24 protein-coding genes are annotated in these 22241 nt (G+C 70.7%); 15 read left to right on the top strand and 9 right to left on the bottom strand.

Annotated features, from left to right (window positions below):
* The first annotated feature begins 127 nt into the window (after positions 1–127).
* The 4 genes from AWQ71_RS27100 to AWQ71_RS27085 are packed head-to-tail and all read left to right on the top strand — an operon-like array spanning position 128 to position 4279.
* The gene (locus tag AWQ71_RS27100; RefSeq protein WP_067138022.1) at positions 128–904 is read left to right on the top strand and encodes a GntR family transcriptional regulator; all 777 of its coding nucleotides are present in this window, start codon (positions 128–130) and stop codon (positions 902–904) included.
* A gap of 9 nt (positions 905–913) precedes the next feature.
* Entirely contained in the window at positions 914–2302 is a 1389-nt protein-coding gene (locus AWQ71_RS27095; RefSeq protein WP_067138020.1) for an ABC transporter substrate-binding protein, read from the top strand.
* A 38-nt stretch (positions 2303–2340) separates the two neighbouring features.
* A complete protein-coding gene (locus AWQ71_RS27090; protein WP_169806636.1) occupies positions 2341–3240 on the top strand; it encodes a carbohydrate ABC transporter permease in 900 nt (299 codons plus the stop codon).
* 7 nt (positions 3241–3247) lie between these two features.
* A complete protein-coding gene (locus tag AWQ71_RS27085) occupies positions 3248–4279 on the top strand; it encodes a carbohydrate ABC transporter permease (RefSeq protein ID WP_218001978.1) in 1032 nt (343 codons plus the stop codon).
* Between the two features lie 29 nt (positions 4280–4308).
* Here AWQ71_RS27085 and dmpG read toward each other — a convergent pair whose 3' ends face one another.
* Genes dmpG through AWQ71_RS27060 form a run of 5 tightly spaced genes read right to left on the bottom strand, consistent with a single transcriptional unit; the run spans position 4309 to position 9059 of the window.
* Positions 4309–5346, bottom strand: coding sequence for a 4-hydroxy-2-oxovalerate aldolase (gene dmpG / locus AWQ71_RS27080; protein WP_245658490.1), 1038 nt, complete (start codon positions 5344–5346; stop codon positions 4309–4311).
* On the bottom strand, positions 5343–6329 hold the full coding sequence (locus AWQ71_RS27075) for an acetaldehyde dehydrogenase (acetylating) (RefSeq protein WP_067138018.1): 987 nt from the start codon (positions 6327–6329) through the stop codon (positions 5343–5345). Before AWQ71_RS27075 ends, dmpG begins: the two co-directional genes overlap by 4 nt.
* Complete coding sequence (locus AWQ71_RS27070; protein ID WP_067138016.1) at positions 6326–7123, bottom strand: 2-keto-4-pentenoate hydratase; 798 nt, start codon at positions 7121–7123, stop codon at positions 6326–6328. Before AWQ71_RS27070 ends, AWQ71_RS27075 begins: the two co-directional genes overlap by 4 nt.
* Positions 7120–8067: a 3-carboxyethylcatechol 2,3-dioxygenase gene (locus AWQ71_RS27065; protein ID WP_067138014.1), complete on the bottom strand. Its 948-nt coding sequence runs from the start codon at positions 8065–8067 to the stop codon at positions 7120–7122. The genes AWQ71_RS27070 and AWQ71_RS27065 overlap by 4 nt, the downstream gene beginning before the upstream one ends.
* An 8-nt stretch (positions 8068–8075) precedes the next feature.
* Positions 8076–9059, bottom strand: coding sequence for a zinc-binding dehydrogenase (locus AWQ71_RS27060; RefSeq protein ID WP_067138012.1), 984 nt, complete (start codon positions 9057–9059; stop codon positions 8076–8078).
* A 102-nt stretch (positions 9060–9161) separates the two neighbouring features.
* On the opposite strand from AWQ71_RS27060, the gene AWQ71_RS27055 reads away from it, so the two are divergent.
* The 8 genes from AWQ71_RS27055 to AWQ71_RS27020 all read left to right on the top strand — a co-directional run bounded on the left by AWQ71_RS27055 (position 9162) and on the right by AWQ71_RS27020 (position 16661).
* Positions 9162–10556, top strand: a complete 1395-nt coding sequence (locus AWQ71_RS27055; protein ID WP_218001977.1) for an aromatic ring-hydroxylating dioxygenase subunit alpha — start codon at positions 9162–9164, stop codon at positions 10554–10556.
* Positions 10553–10888 carry a non-heme iron oxygenase ferredoxin subunit gene (locus tag AWQ71_RS27050; protein WP_067138010.1) on the top strand — a complete coding sequence of 112 codons (336 nt, stop codon included), beginning with the start codon at positions 10553–10555 and terminating at the stop codon, positions 10886–10888. The genes AWQ71_RS27055 and AWQ71_RS27050 overlap by 4 nt, the downstream gene beginning before the upstream one ends.
* A 2-nt stretch (positions 10889–10890) precedes the next feature.
* Positions 10891–12114: an NAD(P)/FAD-dependent oxidoreductase gene (locus AWQ71_RS27045; protein WP_157570594.1), complete on the top strand. Its 1224-nt coding sequence runs from the start codon at positions 10891–10893 to the stop codon at positions 12112–12114.
* An 88-nt stretch (positions 12115–12202) separates the two neighbouring features.
* A complete protein-coding gene (locus AWQ71_RS27040) occupies positions 12203–12784 on the top strand; it encodes a 3-phenylpropionate/cinnamic acid dioxygenase subunit beta (RefSeq protein ID WP_067138006.1) in 582 nt (193 codons plus the stop codon).
* Positions 12785–12877: 93 nt separating this feature from the next.
* Entirely contained in the window at positions 12878–13738 is an 861-nt protein-coding gene (locus AWQ71_RS27035) for an alpha/beta fold hydrolase (protein ID WP_218001976.1), read from the top strand.
* Positions 13735–14568: an SDR family NAD(P)-dependent oxidoreductase gene (locus AWQ71_RS27030; protein WP_067138002.1), complete on the top strand. Its 834-nt coding sequence runs from the start codon at positions 13735–13737 to the stop codon at positions 14566–14568. Before AWQ71_RS27035 ends, AWQ71_RS27030 begins: the two co-directional genes overlap by 4 nt.
* A 13-nt stretch (positions 14569–14581) precedes the next feature.
* A complete protein-coding gene (locus AWQ71_RS27025) occupies positions 14582–16168 on the top strand; it encodes an acyl-CoA synthetase (protein ID WP_067138000.1) in 1587 nt (528 codons plus the stop codon).
* Position 16169: 1 nt separating this feature from the next.
* Entirely contained in the window at positions 16170–16661 is a 492-nt protein-coding gene (locus tag AWQ71_RS27020) for a hypothetical protein (protein WP_157570593.1), read from the top strand.
* 83 nt (positions 16662–16744) lie between these two features.
* Here AWQ71_RS27020 and AWQ71_RS27015 read toward each other — a convergent pair whose 3' ends face one another.
* Positions 16745–17545 carry an IclR family transcriptional regulator gene (locus AWQ71_RS27015; protein WP_067137998.1) on the bottom strand — a complete coding sequence of 267 codons (801 nt, stop codon included), beginning with the start codon at positions 17543–17545 and terminating at the stop codon, positions 16745–16747.
* A gap of 132 nt (positions 17546–17677) precedes the next feature.
* Between AWQ71_RS27015 and AWQ71_RS27010 the strand changes: the two genes are divergently transcribed.
* Positions 17678–18274, top strand: coding sequence for a helix-turn-helix domain-containing protein (locus tag AWQ71_RS27010; protein WP_067137996.1), 597 nt, complete (start codon positions 17678–17680; stop codon positions 18272–18274).
* 67 nt (positions 18275–18341) lie between these two features.
* On the opposite strand, the gene AWQ71_RS27005 is transcribed toward AWQ71_RS27010, so the two are convergent.
* The gene (locus AWQ71_RS27005; protein WP_245658488.1) at positions 18342–19748 is read right to left on the bottom strand and encodes an amidase; all 1407 of its coding nucleotides are present in this window, start codon (positions 19746–19748) and stop codon (positions 18342–18344) included.
* A 142-nt stretch (positions 19749–19890) separates the two neighbouring features.
* The gene (locus AWQ71_RS27000) at positions 19891–20409 is read right to left on the bottom strand and encodes a hypothetical protein (protein WP_067137992.1); all 519 of its coding nucleotides are present in this window, start codon (positions 20407–20409) and stop codon (positions 19891–19893) included.
* Between the two features lie 114 nt (positions 20410–20523).
* Here AWQ71_RS27000 and AWQ71_RS26995 point away from each other — a divergent pair, with 114 nt between their 5' ends.
* Positions 20524–21423, top strand: coding sequence for a LysR family transcriptional regulator (locus AWQ71_RS26995; protein WP_084259338.1), 900 nt, complete (start codon positions 20524–20526; stop codon positions 21421–21423).
* A gap of 63 nt (positions 21424–21486) precedes the next feature.
* Here the strand turns inward: AWQ71_RS26995 and AWQ71_RS26990 are convergent, their stop codons facing one another.
* Positions 21487–21981, bottom strand: coding sequence for an HNH endonuclease signature motif containing protein (locus tag AWQ71_RS26990; RefSeq protein WP_067137990.1), 495 nt, complete (start codon positions 21979–21981; stop codon positions 21487–21489).
* Between the two features lie 57 nt (positions 21982–22038).
* Here AWQ71_RS26990 and AWQ71_RS42770 point away from each other — a divergent pair.
* A partial coding sequence (locus AWQ71_RS42770; protein ID WP_169806635.1) for a hypothetical protein occupies positions 22039–22241 on the top strand: 203 nt, incomplete at its 3' end.

Genomic DNA, 22241 nt, shown 5'->3' with positions numbered 1-22241 from the left:
TGTCGAGGGAGCCGGTTGTTGCCGTCTTGACAGGCTTGACAGCCATGGCGATTGTTGCTGACAAGATTATCATCAATCAACCGCTTGGTAGGGATTCCTATCCTTAACCGGAAGGACGGAACACCTGGTGGCCCGCTATCGGCTGGAGCCCGGCTCTACCCCTCTGCACCACCAGGTGTATCTGGACCTGAGCACCGCGCTTGACGAAGGGGAATGGCGCCCCGGTGACCGCCTGCCCCCCGAGCGTGAGCTGGCCCGCCGTTACGGCTGCAGCCTCATCCCGGTACGGCGGGCGCTGGACGAGCTGACCCGCGAAGGCCGCCTGGAGCGCACCAGGGGACGCGGCACGTTCGTCCTGCATCCCCGGCTGGAGGTCGAGATCGGCCACAGCGGGAGCTTCGCCGACCTCATGCGCATGCACGGCATGGACCCGGACACCAGGCTGATCACCTCCCGGATCGAGCCGTCCGGGCAGGTGGTGGCCGCCGCGCTCGCGCTGCCCCCGGGCACGCACACCATCTACCTCGAACGGCTGCGCATCGCCGACGGCGAGCCGCTGTTCCTGGAACAGGTGTACCTCCCCGCCGACCGTTTCACGGGCCTGCTCGACCACGACCTCGAACACAACTCCCTGTACGACCTACTGGCCGAGCAGTACGGAGCCGTGGTCGCGCGCGCCCGCGAGGCCATCGAGCCGGTGCTGCTGCGGGCGCACGAGGCCCACCTGCTCGACCAGCCGTCGGGTCGCCCGGCCCTGCTCGTGGAGGGGGTCGCGTTCGGCCCCGAGAGCGAGCCGATCGAGTTCACCCGCAGCTACATACGAGGCGACAGAGCCCGCCTGTCCTTCGAAGGAAGCATCCTTCGTCCCCCCAGACCCGGCACCGGGGAGACCGACACCCCCTGAAGGAGACGCATGAACGGGACCCGCCCCCGGCTCCTGCCCGCCCTGGCCGTGATCGTGTCCGCCCTGGTCCTCGCCGCCTGCGGCGCCGGCGCCGGCACCCGCACCGGCGCCGCGCCGGTGGAACTGCGCTGGTACTGCTGCCTCGGCACCGGCGAGCAGGCCGACCAGGTCAAGGTGCAGCAGGCGGTCATCGACAAGTTCAACGCCCTCCATCGCGACATCAAGGTGAAGCTGGAGGTCGTCACCTACAACTCCGCCCGTGACACGCTCGCGACCCAGATCGCCTCCGGCAACGGGCCCGACGTCGTCGGCCCCGTCGGCGTCGGCGGCGCCGCGGCCTTCCACGGTCAGTGGCTCGACCTCGGCCCGTTCATCACGTCCGGCGACGTCGACCTCGGCTCGTACGCCGAGGGCACGGCCGACCTCTACCGGATCGGCTCGGTGCGGGAGGGCCTCCCGTTCGCGATCTACCCCTCGACCCTGTACTACAAGGCCGACCTGTTCGAGGAGGCGGGTCTCGCCGAGCCTCCGCACAAGTACGGCGAGAAGTACAGGTGGCCGAACGGCCGCGAGGCCGAGTGGAACGACGACACGCTCAAGGAGCTGGCGCTCAAGCTGACCGTCGACAAGAACGGCAAGGACGCCACCGAGGACGGCTTCGATCCGCAGAACATCGTGCAGTACGGCTTCGAGCCGGCCCGCGACGACCTGCGCTATCAGGGCGCCGCCTTCGGCGCGGGATCGCTGGACTCCGGCGACGGCAAAACCGTGCGGATCCCCGACGCGTGGGCCGACGCGTGGCGCTTCTTCTACGACGGCATGTGGAAGGACAGGTTCATCATGACCGGGCCGGTCTTCGAGACCGACCAGTTCAACGGCGACGGCGCCGCCTTCTTCTCCGGGCACGTCGCGATGAGCGTGAACTTCCTCTGGTCCACGTACGGCGTCGCGGGCGCGGGCACGGACTGGAACCTGGCCGCGATGCCCTCGCACAACGGCACGACCACCTCACCCACCAGCGCCGACACCTTCCGGATCCTGGCCGGGAGCAAGCACCCGGCCGAGGCGTTCGCGTTCCTGAGCTATCTGGTGGGCCCGGCGTCCGGCGAGCTGCTCTCCGCGTACGGCGCGATGCCGGCGCGCACCGCCGACCAGGACGCCTTCTTCCAGAAACTGGCCGGCCAGTTCACCGACACCGTCGACTGGCAGGTCGTCAAGGACAGCGTGCGGTACGCCGACACGCCGCACTCCGAGGCGTACACGCCGAAGTACAACCAGACGCTCTCCATCCTCGGCACCTACCGGAGCCGCTGGATGACCAAGAGCGGGCTCGACATGAACGTGGAGCTGAAGAACATGCGCGACGAGATCCAGGACGTCTGGGACCGGTCTCGGTGATCGCCGTCCCGGTCCGCCGGCGTGCCAGGATGTCCCGGATGTCCCGGATGGCCCGCCGGGAAGCCCGGCACGGGCTCCTGTTCATCCTCCCGTGGATCATCGGGTTCCTCGCGTTCACCGCGATCCCGCTGGTGGCCACGTTCGCGTTCACGTTCCTCAACATCTCGCTGTCGGAGTCGGAGCCACTCAGGTTCGTCGGCCTGGAGAACTACCGGCGGCTCCTCGGCGACGGGCAGGCGTGGGCCTCGCTGTTGGTGACCGCCCGCTTCGCGCTGCTCTGGCTGCCGGTGGTCGTCGTCCTGCCGTTCCTGCTGGCCGTCGCCATCAACAGCCGGAACGTACGCGGCGGCGGGCTGCTCCGCGTCCTGCTGTTCATGCCGTACGTGGTGCCGTTCGTGGCCGGCGCGCTGATCTGGCAGAACATGCTGGTCGAGGACGGCTGGATCAACTCGGCCCTGCGCCGGATCGGCGTCGCCCACCCGCCGAGCTGGCTGAACGACCCCACCTGGGTGATCCCCGGGCTCGTCCTGATCGGCCTGTGGGGGCTGGGCTCCGGCATCATCATCAACCTCGCCGGACTGCGCGCCGTCCCCACCCACCTGTACGACGCGGCCAGGCTCGACGGGGCAGGCTGGTGGCGCCGGTTGCGCCATGTGACGATCCCGATGATGTCGCCGGTGCTCTTCTACACGATGATCCTCGCCGTAGTCGACGTCATGCAGTACTTCCTCGTCCCCCTGGTGCTCTTCGACGGCAGTGGCGACCCCGGCGGAGCGACCCGCTTCTTCAACCTCTACCTGTACCAGACGTTCTTCACCTTCCAGGAGATGTCGTACGGGTCGACATTGGCCTGGCTGCTCTTCGTCATCACCCTGATCGTGACCCTTGTGCTGTTCCGCCTGTCCCGGCACTGGGTCCACTACACGAGCGAAAGGTAGTGATCCGGTGGCACCGCACATCGCCCGACGCACCCGGGTCGCGCTGATGACGATCGTGATGTTCGGCATCGTCGTGGCGTTCCTGGCCCCGCTCGCGCAGATGACGCTGACGTCGCTCAAGAGCGAGCGGCAGATCAGTCAGGCGCACGCGCCGCTGCTGCCGTCCGACCCGCGCACCTACACCTACCGGGGGCAGCGGTACGACGTTTACCTCGTGCCCGTCGACGGCGCGGTCCGCGAGCTGGCCCTGGTGAAGAAGGGACGCACGGAGAGCGGATTCGTCGACCCGGCCGCGCCGGAGAAGGGGGTCATCACCTGGCGGGGCTCCTGGCGCGGCCTTCAGCCGAGCTGGACCCTGGCACCGCGGTGGTCGAACTACTCCGACGTGTGGAACCTGATCGACTTTCCCCGGCTGCTGTTCAACACCGTCGCGATCGCGCTGATCGGCACACTCGGCACCGTCCTGTCCTGCACGCTGGTCGCCTACGGCTTCGCCCGCTTCCGCTTCCCCGGCCGCGGACCGCTGTTCACCCTGCTCATCGCCACGATCTTCCTGCCCGCCACGGTGACGCTGATCCCGATGTACACCGTCTTCGCCAAGATCGGCTGGGTCGGCACCTGGCTGCCGCTGCTCGTGCCGACGTTCTTCGCCAACGCCTACAACGTCTTCCTGCTGCGGCAGTACTTCATGACCATCCCGCGCGAGATGGACGAGGCGGCCTCGATCGACGGGGCGGGACCGCTGCGCACCCTGCGCTCGGTGATCGTGCCGCAGGCCTGGCCGGCGATCGCCGCGGTCACCCTTTTCCACTTCGTCTACACCTGGAACGACTACTTCACCCCGCTGGTCTACCTGTCGGGACAGCCTGACCTGCAGCCGCTCCAGGTGGGGCTCGCCGCCTTCAACGGCCTCTACACCCACAACCCCGCCTACATCCAGGCCGGCACGATGATGACGATCGCGGTGCCCGTGCTGCTGTTCGTCTGCTTCCAGCGCACGTTCGTCCGGGGCATCATGAGCACCGGAGTCGACAAATGACCCGGGCCGCCGGAGGCAGCCGGGACCTGTCACGCCCGGTCGGGCTGCTTCCCGGAGACCAGGTCGAGGGCGATGTCGACGATCATGTCCTCCTGGCCGCCGACCAGCCCGCGGCGGCCGACCTCGAGCAGGAGGGCCCGCGCGTCCACGCCGTACCGCTCGGCCGCGATCTCGGCGTGGCGCAGGAACGACGAGTAGACGCCGGCGTATCCGAGGGTCAGCGTCTCGCGGTCCACCTGGACGGGGCGGTCGCGGAGCGGGCGGACCAGGTCGTCGGCGGCGTCCTGGAGCGCGAACAGGTCGCATCCGTGCTGCCAGCGCAGCAGGTCCGCGACGGCGATGAACGCCTCGATCGGGCAGTTGCCCGCGCCCGCGCCCTGACCGGCGAGCGACGCGTCGACGCGGGTGACGCCCTCCTCCACCGCCACGACGCTGTTCGCGACCGAGAGCGAGAGGTTCTCGTGCGCGTGCACGCCGATCTGCGTGGCGGGGTCGAGCACGTCGCGGTAGGCGCGGACCCGGTCCCGCATGCCGTCCATGGTGAGCCGGCCTCCGGAGTCGGTGACGTACACGCAGTGCGCGCCGTACGACTCCATCAGCTTGGCCTGTGCGGCGAGATCCTTCGCGGGCGCCATGTGGCTCATCATCAGGAAGCCGGAGACGTCCATGCCGAGCTCGCGCGCCTTGCCGATGTGCTGGGCGGCGATGTCCGCCTCAGTGCAGTGGGTGGCGATCCGGATGGAGCGTACGCCCAGGTCGTAGGCGCGCTGGAGCTCGACGACGGTGCCGATGCCGGGCAGCAGCAGGGTGGTCAGCACGGCGTTCTTGACGTTGCTCGCCGCGGCCTCGATCCAGGCCCAGTCGGTGTGGCTGCCGGGACCGTAGTTCACCGAGCCGCCGGCCAGGCCGTCGCCGTGCGCGACCTCGATCGCGTCCACTCCGGCCGCGTCGAGAGCGGCGGCGATCCGGCCCACGTCCGCGGGGTCGATGCGGTGCCGGATGGCGTGCATGCCGTCACGCAGGGTGACGTCCTGGATGTAGAGCCGCTGAGCGACGGGGCTGGTCACCGGGCCACCTCCTCGGGGGTCTGGTCGCTGTCGGAAGCGCGCCGGGCGCGATGGGCGCGACGGGAGATCGACTCGGCGACCCGCAGGGCGGCCGACGTCATGACGTCGAGGTTGCCGGCGTACGCGGGCAGGTAATGCGCCGCGCCCTCCACCTCGAGGAACACCGACACACGGGTCGTCACCGGGCCCGACCCCTCGGGGATCAGCGTGTGCACCGGCTCGTCCGCCGGGATCGGGGTGAACTGCACCTCCTGCTTGAGGCGGTACCCCGGGACGTACTCCGCGACCTGCGCGACCATCTCGGTGATCGACCCGCGGACGGCGTCCTGGTCCGCGTCCCCGATCAGGCAGAACACGGTGTCGCGCATGATGAGGGGCGGATCCGCCGGGTTCAGGATGATGATCGCCTTGCCGCGGGCCGCGCCGCCGACCTTCTCGATGGCGTGGGAGGTGGTCTCGGTGAACTCGTCGATGTTGGCGCGGGTGCCCGGGCCCGCGGACCGCGAGGAGATGGAGGCGACGATCTCCGCGTACGCCACGGGGGTCACCCGGGACACCGCCGCGACGATCGGGATGGTGGCCTGGCCGCCGCACGTCACCATGTTGACGTTGTCGGCGCCCGCGTCGAGGTGCTCCTCAAGGTTGACCGGCGGGACCACGAACGGCCCGATGGCGGCCGGGGTGAGGTCGATGAGCATCTTGCCGTGCGGCGCGAGCTTGGCGGCGTTCGCCTGGTGGGCGCGGGCCGAGGTCGCGTCGAAGACGATCTCGATCTCGTCGAAGCCCGGCATGGCGATCAGCCCGTCCACGCCCTCGTGGGTGGTGGGCACCTTGAGCCGGGCGGCGCGGGCGAGGCCGTCGGACGCGGGGTCGATGCCCACCATCGCGCCCATCTCCAGCGTCGTGGAGGTGCGCAGCACCTTGATCATCAGGTCGGTGCCGATGTTGCCGGACCCGATGATGGCGACCTTGGTCTTCGTCATGGACGTTCCTCCTTGGAGAACGTGGCGGCGACCTCGCCGAGCGGGCCGATCTCGGCGCGGATCCGGGCGCCGGGCGGAGCCGGCACCATCGGCCCCAGGGCGCCGGACAGCACCACCTGGCCGGCGCGCAGGGGCTCGCCGAACTCCCTCGCCGTACGGGCCAGCCAGGCCAGCGCGGTGAGCGGGTCGCCGAGGCAGGCGGCGCCGTCGCCCTCGGAGACCAGGTCGTCCCCCGCGTAAAGGCGCATGGTGACCTCGCGCGGTTCGAACTCGTCGAGGGTGAGCCGGCGCGGGCCGAGCACGAACAGCCCGCTGGAGGCGTTGTCCGCGACGGTGTCGGTGATGGTGATGTCCCAGTCGGCGACGCGGCTGTCCACGATCTCGATGGCGGCGACCGCGTACGCGACGGCGGCGCGGACCCCGGCCTCGTCGAGGTCGCCGTCCACCAGGTCGTCCTTGAGGACGAAGGCGATCTCGGCCTCGGCCTTGGGCTGGAGCAGGCGGCCGGACGGCACCTCGGCCAGGGCCGAGACGTCCATGTCGTCGAAGAGCACGCCGAAGTCGGGCCGGTCCACGCCGAGCTGCCGCTGTACGGCGGGCGAGGTGAGGCCGATCTTCCGGCCGACGACGGTGGCGCCGGCCGCCAGCCTGCGGCGGGTGAGCTCCTGTTGCACCGCGTACGCGGCGGCGATGTCGCGATCGCCGAGAAGGTCGCGGACGGGTGCGACGGGCCGTCCGGCCTGGAGCGCCTCGCTGATGCGGGCGGCGGCCAGGGCGACGGTGGTGGAAGTCATCGGAGGTCACCGGTCCGGGCCGTCGCCACGGCGAAGCCGGCGATCCAGGCGGGGATCGGCTCGTAGAAGCGCGACGCCATCCCGTACGGGCCGGCGGCGGCGAGCGAGGCGAACGCGGCGATCCACGTGCGCACCTCGTGCGCGGAGCCGCCGCCCTCCTTGCCCATCCACTCGACGGTCCAGGAGTCGAAGGCGGCGAGCTCGCCCTTCTCCAGGTGGTCGAGGAGCAGGTTGTCCCACTCGGGGTTGAGGGGGATCATCGTCGTCGACCCGGCGACGTAGTCACGGCCCGCCTGGACGACGCGTTCCTCACCCCTGGCCCGCTGCTCGGGAGTGGGCGGGCGGCCCTCGATCAGCGCGTCGGCGACCCGCGGGGGCGCGCCCTCCAGCACCGGAACCGGCGGGTCGTGCGAGAGGCCGCCGGAGCCGATGAACAGCACCCGCTTGTCGAGTGCGGCGGCGGCCTGCCCGACGGCGGTGCCGAGGGCGCGGATCCGGCTCACCGGGCCGAGCGGGGCGGCGACGCCGTTGACGAAGACGGGCACGACGGGTACCCGGTCGATGCCGCCGAAGAGCACCTCGAGCGGCTGGGCGAAGCCGTGGTCGACCGTCATCCGGGCCGAGACCGTCAGGTCGACGCCCCGGTCGAGCACGCCCTGGGCCAGCCGCTTGGCGGCCTCGGTGTCCACCGAGAGCGGCCCGGACGCCGACCCGAAGTCCCCCACCGCGTGCGCCTCGGTGGCCAGGCAGAACGGCGGCATCTCCTTGTAGAAGAAGCCGTTGTAGTGGTCGGGCGCGTACAGCACGACCAGTTCGGGGTCGAAGTCGCGGACGAAGGCCCTCGCGTTCTCGACCGCCTCGTCGACCCGGGCGAGCACGTCGGGGGCCGGGTCGTTCTTGCCGATCAGAGGTGAGTGGGAGAGTCCGACTGCTGCGGCGGTCATGGGAGTCCTCACTGCTTCGGAGCGGGCGGGTTGATGACGAGCTTGCCGGTGAGCGCTCCGTCGATCATGAGCTGGAAGCCCTTGTGGATCTCCTCCAGCGGGAGCGTCCGGTCGATGACGGGCCGCAGGCCGGTGGCCTCCATCATCCGCAGCATCGCGACGAGCTCGCTGCGGGTGCAGCCGGTCGAGCCGATGATGCGCTGCTGCAGGTAGAAGACGCGGCCTAGGTCCGCGGGCGGGTTCATGCCGCTGGTCGCACCGGCGATCACGACGGTGCCGCCCGGGCGGAGCGACTTCAGCGAGTGCGACCAGGTCGCCTCGCCGACGGTCTCGATCACGACGTCGACCTTCTCGGGCAGCCGCTCCCCCGTGGGGACCGCGGCGCGCGCTCCCCACGCGACGGCCTGCGCCCGCTTGGCCTCGCTCCGGCTCGTGGCGTACACGACGGCTCCGGCGGCGGAGGCGAGCCGGACCGCGGCGGAGGCGACGCCGCCGCCCGCGCCCTGGACGAGAACCCGGTCCCCCGCGGTGATCCGCGCCTGGGTGAAGAGCATGCGGTACGCGGTCGTCCAGGCGACCGGGAGGCAGGCGGCCTCGTCGAACGACAGCCACGCCGGCTTCGGCACCAGGTTGCGCGTCGGTACGCTCAGGTACTCGGCGAAGGCGCCGTCGTGCTGCTCGGACAGCAGCGCGCGGTTCGGGTCGAGCGTCTCGTCGCCCCTCCCGGCGTCCGCGTTCGCGATCACCGGATAGACGATCACCTCGTTGCCGTCCTCGTCGTACCCGGCGGCGTCGCAGCCGAGGATGATCGGGAGGCGCTCCGGCGGGTGGCCCACGCCGCGCAACGTCCACAGATCGTGCATGTTGAGCGAGGATGCCACGACGCGGACGATCGACCATCCGGGCTTCGGAGCGGGCTTGGGAGCCTCGCGCAGCACGAGACCGGACAGCGGGTCGGTGGCGCTCTGGGAGACGGCGATTGCGGCGAGCATGATGCAACGTTCACCCGGAATCGGCCCCCGGTCACAGCCGGTGTTCCGTGGTACGGAACACGCTGTGGAGGCGAACCCTCCCAAAGGGGTTCGCTGTAAAGCATGAGCTCCATCATCGAACCCGCCACCGGTTCCGGGGCCGGGCCCAGCGCCTCCGGCGGTGAACGGCCGGTCGGAGCCGCTACGGCGGCACCGCGCGGTGCCCTGCGGCGTCCGGTCGAGATGAACCGGAACATCGACGTCTCCGGGTTGGTCGATGCCGAAGGCGGTCTGCTGGACCGGTCCGTCTTCACCGACGAGCAGGTCTACCGGCAGGAGTTGCGGCGCGTCTTCGCCCCCAGCTGGCTCTTCCTGGCGCACACCGACCAGTTCCACAAGCCGGGCGACTTCTTCACGACGTACATGGGCGAGGACCCGGTCATCGTGACCATGGACCGCAACCGGAGGATCCGGGCGTACCTGAACTCCTGCCGCCACCGGGGTGCGCGGGTGTGCCGCGCGGACTCGGGCGCGACGCGCAACTTCACCTGCACCTACCACGGCTGGTCCTTCGACCTGGAGGGCAAGCTGGTCAGCGTCCCCAACAAGGGGGGCTACCCCGAGTCCTTCGACACCAAGGACTGGGGCCTGGTCGAGGTGCCGCACGTGGAGAGCTACCGCGGCCTGATCTTCGGCACCTGGAACCCCGAGCCGGTCGCGCTGCGCGAGTACCTCGGCGACATGGCCTGGTACATGGACGCGATGCTCGACCACGACGACGAGGGCACCGTGGTCGTCGGCGGGGTCCACAAGTGGGTGCTCGAGGGCAACTGGAAGCTGGCCGCCGAGCAGTTCGCGACCGACTGGTACCACGTGAACATGAGCCACACGTCGGCGCTCACGGTGCTGGCGCCGAGCGGAAAGCCCAAGGCCGAGATCGTCCACCGCACTGGGCGGCAGTACACCGACCCGAACGGCCACGGCGCGGGCTTCCCGGTGCACCCGAGGAACCGCTTCGACGCGCAGACGGTGCACAAGTGGATGGACTACGACGCCCTGCGCGAGCGGCTGGGCGAGGCGCGGGTGGAAGGCCCGCTCACCAACGGCCACGCCACGGTGTTCCCGAACTTCTCCTACCTTCCGGTGAACGGCTCCATCCGGATCTGGCACCCGAAGGGGCCGGACCGCATGGAGGTCTGGGCCTGGACGATCGTGGACGCGTCCATGCCGCCGGAGGTCCGCGAGGCCCAGCGGCTGTACAACCTGCGCACCTTCGGTCCCAGCGGCATCTTCGAGCAGGACGACGGCGAGAACTGGAGCGAGTGCCAGGCCATCGCGCACGGGTTCATCACCAACAGCGTCCCGCTGAACTACCAGATGGGCCTGGGTTCCGAGCGCGAGGACGGCCGCCACCCCGGCACGACCAGCGAACTGTACAGCGACGCGGCGGGGCGTGGCTTCTACCGGCACTGGCGGGAACTGATGAACACCCCCGCCTGGCACGAGGAGAACAGATGAGCAGCGGAATCCGCGTCGCCTCTCTCGACGACATCCCCGAGGGCGAAGGCATCGCGATCGACAAGAGCGTCACCGGCACCGCCGACGACATCGCGCTGCTGCGCGACGAGGACGGCTCGGTGTGGGCGCTCGACGACACGTGCACGCACGAGGACGCCTCGCTCGCGGACGGGTGGGTCGAGGGCGGGTACGTCGAGTGCCCGCTGCACTCGAGCAAGTTCTGCCTGAAGTCCGGCGAGGTCCAGAACCTGCCCGCGACCAAGAACGCCTGCCCGCACCGCGTGGAGGTCCGCGACGGCGAGGTCTACCTGTTCCCGAACGAGGCCCCCTGACCATGAGCGTTCGAGTGGGCCGGGTCGTGGTCGTCGGCGGCGGCGTCGCCGGGGTGAGCACGGTCGCCGCGCTGCGCTCCGGCGGTTTCGACGGCGAGCTCACGCTGGTGGACGCCGGCGAGTTCCCGTACGACCGGCCGCCGCTGTCCAAGGAGTTCCTGGCCGGCAAGAAGGATCTCCAGCAGATCGCGCTGCAGCCGCCCCAGTGGTACGACGACCGGGCCGTACGGCTGGTGAACCGCGCCGTCGTCACCGCGGTGCGGCCTGATCTCGCCGCGGTCGAGCTGGCCGGCGGCGGCACGCTGCCCGCCGACCGGGTGGTCCTGGCCACCGGCGGGCACGCGGCCCGGCCGCCGATCCCGGGCGGCGACGATCCGCGGGTCCACGTGCTGCGGACGGCCGAGGACGCGGCGGAGTTGCGCGCCGCCCTGGTGCCCGGCGCGCGGGTCCTCGTCGTCGGCGGGGGCCTGATCGGCGCCGAGGTCGCCTCGACCGCCGTCGATCTCGGCTGCGAGGTCCTGCTCGCCGACCCGGCGCCGCGGCCCCTGGCGGGCGCCGTCGGCGACGAGATCGCGGCCTGGCTGCACGGCCTGCACGCCCGGCGTGGCGTCACGACCGTGCATGCCGCCGTGGAGTCGTTCGCCTCCGCCGCCGGCGGCCTCGAGGTCCGGCTGACCGGCGAGGACGAGGCCCGGGTCGTCGACGTCGCGGTGCTGGGCGTGGGCATGGTGCCGGAGACGTCCCTCGCGGCCGCCGCCGGGCTCGACGTCGACCGCGGCATCGTGGTGGACGAGCATCAGGTCACCTCCAACCCCGCCGTCCTGGCGGTGGGCGACCCGGCACGGACCCGCCGCGACGGCGCGCTGCTGCCGAGGACCGAGCACTGGGAGGCCGCCCGGCTCGACGGCGAACGCGCCGCCGCCGCCATCCTGGGCCGGACCGCGCCGGCGACGAGCGCGCCCTGGTTCTGGACGGACCGGCACGGCCTGCACATCGAGGCCGTGGGCGACATGGCGTCGGCCGACCGCGTGGTCGTCCGGGGGCTCCTCGGCGAGCCGCCGTTCTCGGCCTTCGGCCTGCGCGGCGACCACGTCGTCGGAGCGGTGGCCGTCGAGGACTCGACCGCCGTACGGGCCGCGCGGCGCATGATCGACCGCGCGATCCCCGTGGACCCCGTGCCGCTGGCGGACACCGCCGTGGAGCTGAAGAAACTGCTGCGCCGCTGACCGCCGGGCGGGTGACGACGGCGCCGGCGTGTGCCGCCTGGTGGCACACGCCGTTCCGAGCCACACACAGAAGGGATCGAATGAGATCGTGAGCACCGCGACCGAGCGGTCCGCTGCCCAGCCGTCGCGGGCGGGGCAGCGTGCGGACCGCGACATCCACTTCGAGGTCGAGCAGTTCTACTACCACGAGGCCGGGCTGCTGGACGAGGGCCGCTACGCCGACTGGCTCGACCTGCTCGCCGACGACCTGGACTACTGGATGCCGACGCGCACCAACCGGCTGCGCCGGCAGCAGGCGCTGTCGATCGCGGCACGCGGCGAGGCGGCCTACTACGACGAGACCAAGGACAGCCTCGCCTGGCGGATCCGCCGCTTCGACTCGGGCATGGCGTGGTCGGAGGACCCTCCGTCGCGCACCCGGCACCTGATCAGCAACGTCGTGGTCCGGCACGTGGACCCGGCCGAGAGCCCGGAGTTCACCGAGGACGACCTCCTCGTGCGTTCGGTGTTCCTGGTCTACCGCAACCGCCTGGTGAACGAGGAGAACGTCTTCGCGGGCAGCCGCACGGACGTGCTGCGCCGTACCGGCGACCGGCTGCTGGTCGCGCGGCGCACCATCCTGCTGGACCAGAACGTCCTGCAGGCGAAGAACATCTCCACCTTCTTCTAAGGCGACGACTTCTGAGGCGACGACCTTTTCTCGCCCCTGTCCTGCCTCCTTCCTACTGATTTCCTACTGAGCCGAGCATCGATGGGATCCAACGTGACCGTGGAAATCGACCTCAAGCACCACCGAGTGGTGACGTCTCTCGGAGGGATCGCGGTCGCCGAAGTCGGCGACGGCCCCGTCCTGGTGATGCTGCATGGCGGCGGCCCGGGCGCTTCTGGTGTGAGCAACTACCACCAGAACCTGCCCGCGCTGGCCGAGCGGTTCCGCGTCGTACTCCCCGACCAGCCCGGGTTCGGCGGGAGCTACCGGCCCACCGAGGCCGATCTCGACGAGCGCTCGATCACGCAGATCACCGTGGACGCGATGTTCCAGGCGCTCGACGCGCTCGGGATCGAGCGGTTCCACCTGCTCGGCAACAGCCTGGGCGGCGCCGCGGCCATCGCCATGGCGCAGGCCCGCCCGGAGCGGGTCGCCGGCCTGGTGCTCATGGCGCCCGGCGGCGGCTGGCTCCCGTTCGGCCCCACGCCCACCGAGGGGCAGAAGGAGATGTTCCGTTACTACAACGGGGGCGGGCCGTCGGAGAAGAAGATGGCCAACTTCATCCGGACCATGGTCTTCGACCACAAGCAGTTCGGCGCGGACGTCGTCAAGGCGCGCTACGAGTCCTCGCTCGACGAGAGCCACATCGAGTTCTACCACCGCTACAACGCGGCGTTCGCCAAGCGGCACGGCATGGACCCGCTCTGGCGTGATCTCCACAAGATCAAGTCACCGACCCTCCTCCTCTGGGGACGCGACGACCGCACCATCACGCTCGACGGCGCCCAGATCATGCTCAAGCAGATCAGGAACGTCCAGCTGCACGTCTTCGGCACGTGCGGCCACTGGGTGCAGCTCGAACGGCAGCGTGACTTCGAGCGGCTGGTCCTGGACTTCCTCGGTCAGCTGTCATGAACGGCTGGCTCGACGGCTACGTCGCTCTCGTCACCGGCGGTGGCTCGGGCATCGGCCGGGCCGTCGCCGAGCGGTACCTCGCGGAAGGCGCCTCGGTGACCGTCCTCGGGCGGGACCTCGACCAGCTGGAGGAGGTCGTGCGGTCGTCGGCCGACCCCTCCCGCATGCACGCGGTCGAGGCCGACGTCCGCAGCTCCGCGCAACTGCACGAGGCGGTCGCCCAGACCGTCGAGCGGTTCGGCAAGCTCGACGTGCTGGTCGCCAACGCCGGCGTCTGGGACTTCCAGCGCCAACTCACCCGCCTGTCCGCCGACGAGCTGGAAGCCACCTTCGACGAGCTCTTCTCGATCAACGTCAAGGGCTACCTGCTCTCCGTCGAGGCGGCGTGGCGCGAGCTGGTCAAGACCCGCGGCGGCATCGTGATGACGCTGTCCAACGCCTCCTTCCACGTCAACGGCGGCGGCCCGGTCTACACCGCGAGCAAGCACGCCTGCCTCGGCCTCATGCGCGAGCTCGCCTACGAGCTGGCGCCGAAGGTCCGGGTCAACGGCGTGGCCTGCGGCGGCATGAACACCGACCTGCGCGGCCCCGAGGCGCTGGCCATGAACGACCGCTCCATCGCCGCCTCCTTCGCCAAGAAGGGACCGGACACTCCCCCACCCCCCATCCCGCTGCATGACTCGAGCACCGATCCCCGGGACTTCACGGGGCCGTACGTGCTGCTCGCCTCGCGCGAGCAGAGCGGTCCCATGACCGGCGAGGCGATCTCGATCGACGGCGGCATCGGCGTCCGCGGCTTCGCCAGGGCCGCGGGTGGCGATCACCTCTGAACAGGACGATGCCTTGAACAATCGACATCTCGTCAACCTCGGCACCGCTGTGGACGTCAACCCCGCCGCCGCGGTCCACCGCAACGCGCTCCACGAGCCGGACGCCGTCGTCGTGCGGTACTCCGGGGGCGACGTGACCTACGCGCGGCTCGACGAGCGGGCCGCGCGCCTGGCCGTCGTCCTGGCCGAGGGCGGCGTCGCCAGGGGCGACCGCGTCGCCTACCTGGGACTCAACAGCCCGTCGTTCCTGATCACGATGCTGGCGAGCTTCCGGATCGGGGCGATCTTCGTGCCGGTGAACTTCCGGCTCGCCGGCCCGGAGCTGCACGGCATCCTGCGCGGCAGCGGCGCGACGACGGTCGTCTGCGAGGAGGGGCACCGGGCGGCGCTCGACGCGGTGCGCGACGGGACGGCGCTGAAGCGCTTCCTGCTCGTCGACGACGACCCCGAGGTACCGGCCGCTTCCGCGTCCGCGGACTGGGAGCCGTGGGCCCGGCTGCTGGCGGACGCCACGCCCACGGGCGAGATCGTCCACCGCGCCTTCGACGACCCGGCCATCGTCATGTTCACCTCCGGCACCACCGGACTGCCCAAGGGCGTGGTCCTCACCCACGGCAACATCTGGTGGAACTCGATCAACGTGGACTCGCGGCTCGACACGCGCCGCGGCGACGTCACGCACGCGGCCGCTCCGATCTTCCACATCGGCGCGCTGAACAGCTTCCTGCTGCGCACGCTCGTCCGCGGTGGCACCGTGGTGCTGCGCCGCGCCTTCGACCCGCAGGAATTCCTCGACGATCTCGTCCGCTACCGGGTGAACTCGTTCTTCGCGGTTCCGGCCATGCTGGTGGCCCTGGCCCGGGTGCCGGGTGTCTTCGCGGCCGGCCTCTCCCACATCCGCTCGATCGTCGTCGCGGGGGCGCCGGTGCCGCCGTCCCTGATCCGGCAGTACGCCGAGCACGGCATCTGGCTGCAGCAGGCGTGGGGGCTCACCGAGACCGCCCCGTTCGCCACGCACCTTCCGGTGGAGCGCACGCTGGACAAGCTCGGCTCGGCCGGGATCGCCATGCCGTTCACCGAGGTGCGCATCGTGGACACCGAGACGAACCTGCCGGTCGGCCCCGGCGTGCGCGGCGAGGTGGTGGTGCGCGGCCCGAACGTCACCCCGGGTTACTGGCACAACCCCGAGGCCACCCGCACCGCGTTCGACGACGACGGCTGGTTCCACTCGGGCGACATCGGCTACCTCGACGAGGACGGCTACCTGTTCATCGTCGACCGGCTCAAGGACATGATCATCAGTGGGGGCGAGAACGTGTACCCCGCCGAGGTGGAGCAGGCACTCGCCGACATGCCCGGGCTGGCCGACGTGGCGGTCGTCGGCGTCCCCCATGAGGAGTGGGGCGAGACGGTGGTCGCCATCGTCTCGCTCGCCGAGGGAGCGGAGGTGACGCTCGACGAGATCCGCGACCACGCCGCGGCGAAGCTGGCGCGCTACAAGCTGCCCCGGCGGCTGAAGATCGTGCCGGCGGTGCCGCGCAACGCGGCCGGCAAGCTCGACAAGGTCACCATCCGCGGCACGATCGAGATCGGTTCCTGAGATGGACGCCGAGGTCATGCCCGCGCTCTCCGTCCCCGATCCGTGGACGGCCGAGACGCTGTCCCGGACGCGGGGTTCCGGCGAACTGCGCCTGCGCCGGCCCGCCTCCGGGACAGCCGGCGCGGCTTCCGGTGGGGACGGCGTCCTCGTCGAGGTCCGCGTGGAGCGGTGCGTCGCCGGGCGGCTGCGGGAGGCGTACCCGGTCGGAGCCCACGACGTGGAGATCCGCGTCGCGGACGGCACGCCCCCGGCACTCCGCACCGAGGTGCTCGCCGTCCTGGTCGGCGCGATCCGGGCGGCGGATCCCCGCTGCCGCCGAGCGGTCTTCGCCGCGCCGGTGGATCGTCCTGACGTGGTCGCCGCCGCGCAGGCGGCCGGTTTCCGATACGTCCTCGACGTGGACGTCCCCGGAGCCGAGCTGAGCCTGCTGGTGGCGGAGCCCGAATGGGTCACATGCGTGGGCATGGACCTCGATCGCGTGCCTGGCGCCTGATTCCCCCTCAGGCGTCAGGCACCCGACCGCGCGTGGCGTACGGCGCGCCACGCGCGGTCAATGGGTCAGCGCGTCGCCCTGAGTCAGGCGATACGGCTCCGCAGGGCGGCGGCCCGGCCACGGGCGACCGCCTGCGCGGCGGCGGCGCCCACCCGGCGCAGGTTCACGCCGTGCCGTCGCGTGTCGATGCGTCCGGTGGGCCCCGAGACGGACAGCGCCGCGACGGGCCGGCCGCCGGGCCCCATGACGGGAACCGCGACGCAGCTCAACCCCAGCTGGCTCTCCTCGTCGTCGTAGGCGATCCCCTCGCGGCCGATCCGGTCGAGTTCGGCCTCGAGCCGCTCCGGGTCGGTGATCGTGTTGGGTGTGAACGCGTGCAGGGTTGCGGCCAGCACGTCCATCGAGGCGTCGAAATCGTAGGCGAGCATGACCTTCCCGACCGCGGTGCAGTGCGCCGGCAGCCGGCTGCCGACCCGGGACGGGGACGGCACCGGGTGGTGGCCGTAGAGCTTGGCGAGGTAGACCACGTCGGTCCCGTGGAGCTTCGCCAGGTGCACGGTCTCGCGGGTGAGCTCGTAGAGGTCGGAGAGGAAGGGGATCAGCAGATCGCGGATCCGCTCGTGCCCCGGCGCGTAGACCGCACGGCCCAGCTCGTGCAGGCGCGCCCCGAGCCGGTAGTTCTTGCCGACGCGTTCCACTACCTGGTTGCGCTCCAGCATGGCGAGCACCCGGAAGGCGGTCGACTTGCTGAGCTGCGCGCGGCGGGCGAGTTCGCTGACGCCCAGCCCCGAACTCGCCTGGTCTCCGAACGAGACGAGGAGGCTGATGGCCTTGTCCACTGCGGCCCGGTCATCACGGCCGTGCTCGACGACGGACATGGACATGCTCGCTCACCTCTGCTTTGAGGGAAGGGTGTCATTTTTAGTGCAGCAAACAGCACTTCTGTGTGACAATGATACGGAACCTGGCGAGTGTTCGCCAAGAATGACCAACCGGACATTAAAAGTGACGGGGAGATGTCGGACCACAACCAGCTCGTCGCGCGCAACGTCCGGAGGTACCGCCGTGAACGCGGCCTGTCCCTAGGCGAGCTCGCCCGCCGCTCCGGGCTGTCCAAACAGACGCTCTCCAAGATCGAGCAGGGGGTCGGCAACCCCACCGTCGAGACCCTCTCGCTGCTCGGCGCCGCGCTCGACGTCTCCATGCCGCGCCTGCTGACCGAGTGGGGCACCCCGGTCTTCGTCCAGCGCAATCACGAAGGCGAGTGGATCGACAGCGACGGCTGGTCGCAGCGGATCCTCGACGGGATCTACGGCTCCGGCCACGTCCGCACCCTGGTGCTGCGCCTGGAGCGCGGCCCGAAAGAGCCGAAGATCATCAACGCCCACTCCCCCGGCACCCTCCATCACCTCTACGTCATCACCGGGAAACTGCGGGCCGGGCCCGTCAGCGAACCGGTCGATCTCGCGGCCGGCGACTTCGTTCGGTTCCCTGGCGACATCCCGCATCGCTACACCTGCCTCAGCGAGCGGGTGGTGGCCCACATGGTCACCACCGTTCCCCAGATCCGGCAGGTCGGCCCGATCGTGACCAGCGGCGGGAAGCCCGCCTGACCCGATCACCCGCCCCGGCCCCGTCGGCGGCGCGAGACGCGCCGCCGACGGCCTGGATCGGCTCCTCCTAAGCGGTCACCCGTCCTCCCTCTACCCCCGTGGCATCCGTGGCCGGCAGGTCCCGGACCGCGCGGTCGACGAGGGCGGCGGCGTCGAAGAGCAGCCGTTCGTCACCGGCCCGGCAGAGGAACTGCAACCCGATGGGGAGGCCGTCGACCGTCCCGGCCGGGACCGTGAGCGCGGGCAGGCCCAGCAGGTTCCACGCGCTGGTCAGCGCGAGCAGAGCATTCCGTACGGCCACGGGTGTGCCGTCCAGTTCGGTCTCCCGCTGGCCGAGGAAGGGCGCGGTGAGCGGCACGGTCGGCAGCGCGAGGACGTCGTGGCGCTCGAACAACCCATCGACGGCCTCGGCGAGCAGAGGGCGGGTGCGCAGCGCCCGGACGTACCGCCAGGCCGGCACGGCGGCGGCTCCCTGGAGGCGTTCGAGGACTTCGGGGTCGAACAGGTCGGGCGTCTCCGCCATGCGGTCCGCGTGCACGGCCGCCGCCTCGCCGCTCTGGATGGCGGTGAACCCCTCACGGAGGTCCTGCACGACTCGCGGCGCGATGAAGAGTTCGCCGACGGGACCGGTCCCGGCCTCCAGCGCCGCGCGGACCGAACGCAGGACGCGGGGGTCGCAGGGGGACAGCGCGCCGGTGTCGAGCCAGGCGACCCGAGGCTCCCGCCCGGCCGGCCGCAGACCGTCCGGAACGAGGACCTGGTACGCGATCCGGCAGTCCTCCGCGTCCCGGGCGAGCAGGCCGACGTGGTCCAGCGTCTCCGCCAGAGGGAAGACGCCGTCGGCCGGAATCCTGCCGTACGCGGGCTTGAAACCCGCGATCCCGCACAGCGCGGCCGGTATCCGGACGGAACCTCCGGTGTCGGTGCCGAGGGCCAGAGGAACCATGCCCGCCGCCACCGCGGCGGCGCTTCCGGCGCTGGATCCACCCGTCATCCGCTCGGGGTCGTGCGGGTTGCGGACGGGCCCGTTGGCGGAGCGATCCCCGGTGGGCCCGTAGGCGAACTGGTGGGTGGTGGTCTGGCCGACCATGATCGCGCCCGCCGCACGCAGCTGCCGCACGCAGGCGGCGTCGGAGGTGGGCACGTGATCGGCGAAGTGCCGTGACCCCATGGTCGTGGGCCGGCCCGCGACCATGATGAGGTCCTTGACCGCGACGGGGATGCCGTGCAGCGGGCCCCGGTCGATGCCGTCGGCGATTTCGCGGTCCGCCTGCCGGGCCTCGGCCAGCGACTGGTCGGCGGCCACGGTCACGAACGCGTTCACGAGCGGATCGAGCCGGGTGACGGCGTCGAGCGCGGCACGGGCGAGGTCCGTCGCGGTGGTCCGGCCGGCCCGCAAATCCGCGCCGAGGTCGCTGATCGACCGGTCGGCGAAAGGGCCAAAGGGGGTGGTGATCGGTACAGAAGAGGGCAAGGACGCCATCCTGTCGGTCGGTGAGCTCGGTGACCGCCGTCATGCGTTCCGGAAGCCGGGGAGCATGTCGAGCAAAGAGGTGATCGCCACGGTACCTACCGCCATAGAGGCGGCGTAAGCCCACCTTCGATGGGAAACGCCCCTATGCCGCGCTGACGGCGGCCGGGGTGAGGCGCCTGGCGCGGAGGAAGAGGCTGCCGCGCTGTGCGATCAGCATCGCGAAGCCCAGAAACATGATGGCGTCGGCGAGAGCGGCCGGGCTGATGTGGTTGGAAACCAGGAACTCTCCGAGCGACCTTTGGAAGGACACCGACTCTTCGGCCTCGTAGGAGAACAGCGTGCGCGCGGCGGAGACGGCACCCCAGATCAGCACATACGGGGCGCCCGCGACCGTCATGACCATGCGGGAGCCGCCGTCGTACTCCACCTTCATCAAAGCGGAGGCTGCCAGGCCGAGCAGCGCACCCACCACGATGCCGACGACCTCCAGCAGCAGGCCCCGGCCCTGCAGATCGAAGCCGGGCATGACGAACGGCACGATGACCGCCGTGATCAGGAAGGGACGCGCGATCCGCATCAGCGTCAGCTTCCGCCGTCCGGCATCGACAAGAAGGACCGCGACGGGGATGAGCAGTGCACCGATCCACAGACTGAGTGACATGACCGTCCTTCTGCGTTACGGGGGATAAGACAACCTTGCCGGGCACTGATCCACGAGAAAAACCCCGAATCACTCATCTGTTATTGAGCGCAGCTCATTAATAAGATCTCGCACGTGATCGATATCGGCGAGATCGAAGCCTTCCTGGCGGTCGCCGACGAGTTGCACTTCGGGAAGGCGGGAGAGCGGCTTCGCCTCTCCCCCTCTCGCATCAGCCAGCTCATCCGGCGCCTGGAGAGCCGGGTCGGCACACCACTGGTCGAACGGACGACACGTCGCGTCGCGCTCACCCCGGTCGGAGATCGTCTCCGCCAGGACTTCCTCCAGATCTACGCCGACCTGAACTCGGCCCTCCGCCGTGCGCGTTCCGCCGGGCAGGAAGTAGAAAGCACCGTACGCGTCGGATATCTCACGCACTGCGGGGACGAGAGGTTCGGGCGGCTGGTCGCGGAGTTCCGCACGGCCTTCCCCAACTACGAAGTGACCACCCTCGACGTCACCGGCTTGGACTATCTCCAGGCCCTCAGCGACGACGACGTCGACGTGCTCCTCGGGCGCTTCGGCGACGGGCTTCCCGGCGATGTGGTTCAAGGACCCGTGATGAGCCGCGAACACTGGGTCCTCGGCGTCGCACGTACGCACCCCCTGGCGGAACACGACGTCGTCTCGGTTGAGGAGCTCGCCACTCACGCGATCTTCGGAGTGCCCGACCCGCTCACCGGCCGCCTGCACAATCCGCTCTACCCAGAGACGACACCGACCGGCCTGCCGATCCCCCGTCGCGGCGTCGCCCGCACCTTCGCCGAAGTCCTGCGCCTGGTCGCACAGCAGGACAACGTCTTCCCGACGGTGGCGTCGTTCCCCACCTACTACGGCCACCCCGACGTGGTGTTCGTCCCCATGCATGGATGGCCGCCCGCCGCCCGTACCCTCATCTGGCGCGCCCACGGCAACAACCCAGGCGTACGTGCCTTCATCGGCTTGGCGACCGACCCGCGGTCAAAGGCCTCGTAGTCGGCTCGACCCGGCGTGCCGGCAGCCGGCAGTGGTGGATCCTGCCGGACGCGCGGGCCGTGTTCAGAAGGGCGGGATGTCCTCGGCCGGATCAGCCGGCGGGCTGGGCCGAACCGTGACCTCCTGTGCCGTGTCCGGTTTGGCGAGGGGTTCTTCCCACCAGGCCGGTTCATACCGGTAGGCCGGCACGTAGGGCAGTTCGTCGACGGCGGGGTCGGTGATGCTGCCCGCGCCGTACCCGGAATCGGCGGGCTTGAGGTGGGCCCAGCCCGCCGGGGCGAACGGCTCGGGCAGCGGTTCGATGACCGGCGGCGGCTGGGCCGGGTACCGGTGGCCCGTCCGGCTGATCCACGTCACATGACCAGGCGCCGTCTGCACGACCTGCCAGCCGTTGTCACGCAGGTCATGGTCATGCGCGCACGCGGCGGCCAGGTTGCCCTCGCTCGTGGAGCCGCCCGCAGCGTAGGGGCGGGTGTGGTCCAGCTCCGACCGGGTCGCCGGGGCACGGCAGCCGGGATGCGTACACGCCCTGTCCCTGACCTGGATGTGCCGCCGCAATCCAGCTCTGGGAAACCGCCGCCGCCCATCCCCGCTGTCGCCGGTGCCTGCGCCGTCATGCGGGGCCGCCTCCTGCGGGACGGCCCCGGCAGGTGCGGGATATGCACCGCCGCTGCCCCGGCCACCATCAACCCCACCAGCACCAGCGCCTCGACCGGCATCAGCGCCGTTGCCCTCGCCCTCGCCGGGGGCCTGGTCCGGGTCGGCGGCCTCGTACTGACCGAGGACGTCGGCGACCACACCGGCCCAGCCGCCCAAGG

Source organism: Microtetraspora malaysiensis, from assembly GCF_001528665.1.
Lineage (GTDB): Bacteria > Actinomycetota > Actinomycetes > Streptosporangiales > Streptosporangiaceae > Microtetraspora_A > Microtetraspora_A malaysiensis.
This window is presented reverse-complemented; position numbering and strand designations above follow the sequence as displayed.